This window comes from Arenibacter arenosicollis, from assembly GCF_014397245.1.
GTDB lineage: Bacteria > Bacteroidota > Bacteroidia > Flavobacteriales > Flavobacteriaceae > Arenibacter > Arenibacter arenosicollis.
Map to the genome: position 1 here is coordinate 1 of NZ_JACLHY010000052.1, position 4,209 is coordinate 4,209.

A 4,209-nucleotide genomic window follows, 5' to 3' on the forward strand; every position below is an offset into this window, starting at 1 on the left:
GGAACCCCAAGGAGGAAGAAAAAAAGGTCTTGGAGGAATACTATACCGATGCCCTGGACAATTTCCTGAACAACAAGGAAAATGCCGAAAAATTGATTGCCCAAGGCGAATATAAGAGGTTGGATACCGATCCGGCAAAGACAGCTGCGCTTATGTTAACGGCCCAGGTGATTTACAATCTTGATGAAACAATTACCAAAGAATAATGATTATGGAAGAAGACAAATCAAAATCTGAAAATCCACTTAAGGTAAACCGCCGACACTTTTTTTCTCAATTAAGTGTTGGGATAGGTTCTTTGGCTTTAGGGTCATTGTTGATACCAGACCTGTTTAAAGGTGGTAAGGGACCATTGGCCAGTCAGCCTCTTGGCATTCCCCATTTTGCCCCAAAGGCCAAACGGGTAATCTATTTGTTTCAATCTGGGGCTCCATCACAATTGGAGTCGTTCGATTATAAACCTACCCTAACCAAACGTATGGGGGAGGATTTACCGGAATCTATACGCAATGGACAGCGACTTACGGGTATGACCTCTGGTCAGGATAAATTTCCATTAATGCCTTCGGCCGCCAAGTTTGCCCAACATGGTAAAAGTGGGGCGTGGGTAAGCGAATTTTTCCCTCATATTGCGAAAATTGCGGATGAGATATGTATTGTTAGAAGTATGCACACCGAGGCTATCAACCACGATCCGGCCATTACCTTTTTTCAGACGGGTAGTCAACAATCCGGTCGCCCCAGTATGGGTTCCTGGATGAGTTATGGTTTGGGCAGTGAAAATCAAAATTTGCCTTCCTTTGTGGTGCTTACCTCAAGGGGAAAGGGCAATAGCCAAGGCCTGTATTCTAAATTATGGTCCAGTGGGTTCTTGGATTCCAAGCATCAGGGGGTGCTGTTGCGTTCCGGTAAGGATCCCGTGCTGTATTTGAACGATCCAGATGGACTTTCACGTTCCGATAAGCGGCATTTATTAGATCACGTATCCTCATTGAACAAAATACATCATGTGGAAACAGGGGATGATGAGATTGAATCTAGAATAGCCCAATATGAAATGGCCTATAGGATGCAAATGTCCGTACCGGATGTTATGGATATTAAGAAAGAACCGGAGTCCATTATAAAATTATATGGGGAAGATTCCCAAGTTCCCGGTACCTATGCCGCCAATTGTCTGCAGGCCCGTAGACTTGCAGAGAATGGGGTACGTTTTATTCAGTTATACCACCAAGGTTGGGATCAGCACGGCAATCTGCCCAATGAAATGGCAGGACAGGCCAAGGATGTTGATCAGGCTTCTGCAGCCCTTATTCTTGATCTAAAACAACGCGGAATGTTGGAGGATACCCTGGTTATTTGGGGTGGAGAGTTTGGTAGGACCAATTATTGTCAAGGAAATTTTGACCCTAAAAATTACGGTAGGGACCATCACCCGCGTGCCTTTAGTATTTGGATGGCCGGTGGCGGAATAAAACCTGGTATTACCTATGGGGAAACCGATGAATTTGGGTATAATATTGTGAAAAACCCGGTCCATATCAACGATTTCCACGCCACTATCATGAATAATTTAGGACTTGATCACGAACAATTAATTTATAAATACCAGGGACGTAGGTTTAGGCTCACGGATGTTGCCGGTAATGTTGTAAATGATATTTTAACATAGTATATGGCTCAAAAAAATAGTTCTCCTTGGGTCGATTATGTTATTTTCGGTCTTACTGTATTTCTTATATTCTGTTTAATTTTCGAATCTTTTATCGATCTCCCAAGTCTTGTGGCATGGTTGGGACGCTGGCATCCTCTAATTCTGCATTTTCCCATAGTACTTTTGCTAATGGCTGCGGCAATTGGTCTTTTTAATAGAATAGTCCCTAAACTTTTACTTACTGTTGCCACACTTTCCGCCTTGGTTACTGCCATTACTGGATTTTTTTTAGGGACGGAAACTGTGCCTAAGGGGGACCTTATTTTTTGGCACCAATGGATGGGGTCAGGCGTAGCTATTTTGGCAGTTTTGTGGTATTGGTTAAGTACTAATCACTTACAGCAAACATACTTGGTCAAAGGTATACAGGTGGTATTGATTCTCTTAGTTGGGTTCACCGGCCATTTTGGTGGGATGATTACCCATGGGGAGGATTTTCTGGCATTGCCGAAAAGCAAAAAATTGGAAAAAATTCCCGAAAACCCGTTGATATATGAACATATAGTACATAGGGTGTTGGATAACAATTGTATCGGTTGCCATAATCCCAACAAGACTAAAGGAGAGCTTCTAATGACTAGTCTTGGGGAGTTAATTAAGGGAGGTGAAAGTGGACCTGCTTTGGTAATAGGCGACCCGATGAATAGCGAATTAATTAGACGACTACATTTGCCTTTGGAGGATGAGGAACATATGCCACCTGAGGGCAAGAAACCATTATCCGACAACGAAATACAGATATTGGAACGTTGGATAGCTTTGGGCGCCTCGGACACTTTAAGGTTAGATGATTTGGATAACAATGAACCTCTAGCGGGGATGGTCAAAAAAATGATGGAGGCCGGGACATCGAATTCATGGGCAAAACTTCCTAAAGTAGCGGATAGCACCTTGCAAAATTTGGCATCGGATTACATTACCATAAAAAGGATTAGCAGTAATTCGCAGGCGTTAAGTATATCAGTGTTTTTGCCGCCAGATTACGATCCGAAGAATATTACGGATTTAAAACGGATTTCGGATAATATCATTGAATTGGATCTAAGTGGAATCCCTCTTGGAGAAAAGGAAATGGAACTGGTGGGAATGTGCAAAAATTTGGAATGGTTGGAAGTGGACCGTACTCCCATCACCGATACGGAGTTTAATAAATTAAAGGGTCTTGAAAACCTTAGAGTGCTAAAGGCCTATGAAACTGGTATAACCGATAATAGTGTCGTAGTTCTAAAGGATTTTAAGAGGCTACAAAGTCTTTATGTATGGGAGACTCAAATTTCTGAGGCAGGACTTACCGAGCTAAAAGAAGCATTGCCCAATTTACTATTAGACCACGGAATTGATCCTGAACTCAAAACAGAATTTATAGAGAAAGACACCATTGTAGATAGTATAGAGTAATTTCGTAGGCCGATTTACATTACCGATAATGAATAGAGCTTTCCATCTAACAATTTATATTTGCCTATTTCTCAATTGTTCGTGGCTAACCGCGCAGACTAGGTTTCAATTTACCCATAAGCAAATGGGGACCCAAATTGGGTTGGTATTCTACGATAAGGACAGCGATGAGGTAAAGGCTGATTCCATTGCGCAATTGGTATTCAATAGAATAGACGAACTGAATGGCACTTTAAGCAACTATCTTCCTCAAAGTGAGATTAACAGACTAAGCAGAAGTCCAATTATAAACGTCGCGGTTAGCGATGAACTGTTTCAACTTGTACAAATTTCTGTGGACTATGCCGCAAAGACCAAGGGAGCCTTCGATATTACCCTAGGACCACTAATTGAACTTTGGCGAAAGGCAAGACAAAACAGCCAACTTCCCTTAATTGATGAGATACAGGCCGCCATGAAAAGGATAGGCTATGGCAATGTGGAATTCCATGCTGGGAATATAATAAAGCTAGGGAAGGAAGGTATACAATTGGACGTAGGCGGGATTGGCAAGGGGTTTGCCGCAGATGAGGCAATCAACTTGTTGAAAAGGCATGGTATAACGGCTGCCTTGGTGGATATGGGTGGAGACATTACCGTTAGCGATGCGCCACCAAATAAGGAGTTTTGGGTTTTAGGCTTTAGTTATTTCGATAATAATGGGGTGGAAGTTTTTCGAAAAATAAAGTTGAAAAATCAGGCGGTGGCCACTTCTGGGGATTTATACCAGTACGCCGTAATCGATGGAAAGCGTTATTCCCATATTATTGACCCAAGAAATGGTATGGCGCTAAGCAACAACATACTGGTTACGACTATTGCCCCCAATGGGACCATGGCAGATGCCTACGCCTCTGCTTTAAGTGTCCTAGGTATTAAAGAGGGTAAGACGGTTGTCCTAGAAACCCTTAATTTAGAGGTGTTTATGGTTGAGGATGTCCCGGGTGAATATCAGCATTGGAAAAGTTCGGGATTTATAAATTATATAATTGAGGATTGAAATAAGATTGTAGGTAATTATGGGTCCCCCCCCCCCCCCCCCTTAGAAGGGGAAGGGG

The 4,209-nt window shown here is 42.5% G+C and carries 4 protein-coding genes; all 4 read left to right on the top strand.

Annotated features, from left to right (window positions below; all coding sequences use genetic code 11):
- The coding region (locus H4O18_RS21770) for a hypothetical protein (protein WP_187588616.1) at positions 1-206 on the top strand (206 nt) is incomplete at its 5' end.
- Between the two features lie 5 nt (positions 207-211).
- Entirely contained in the window at positions 212-1,672 is a 1,461-nt protein-coding gene (locus H4O18_RS21775) for a DUF1501 domain-containing protein (protein WP_187588618.1), read from the top strand.
- A gap of 3 nt (positions 1,673-1,675) precedes the next feature.
- Positions 1,676-3,112 carry a c-type cytochrome domain-containing protein gene (locus H4O18_RS21780; protein WP_187588620.1) on the top strand — a complete coding sequence of 479 codons (1,437 nt, stop codon included), beginning with the start codon at positions 1,676-1,678 and terminating at the stop codon, positions 3,110-3,112.
- A gap of 124 nt (positions 3,113-3,236) precedes the next feature.
- Positions 3,237-4,151 carry an FAD:protein FMN transferase gene (locus H4O18_RS21785; RefSeq protein ID WP_187588622.1) on the top strand — a complete coding sequence of 305 codons (915 nt, stop codon included), beginning with the start codon at positions 3,237-3,239 and terminating at the stop codon, positions 4,149-4,151.
- Positions 4,152-4,209: the final 58 nt, after the last annotated feature.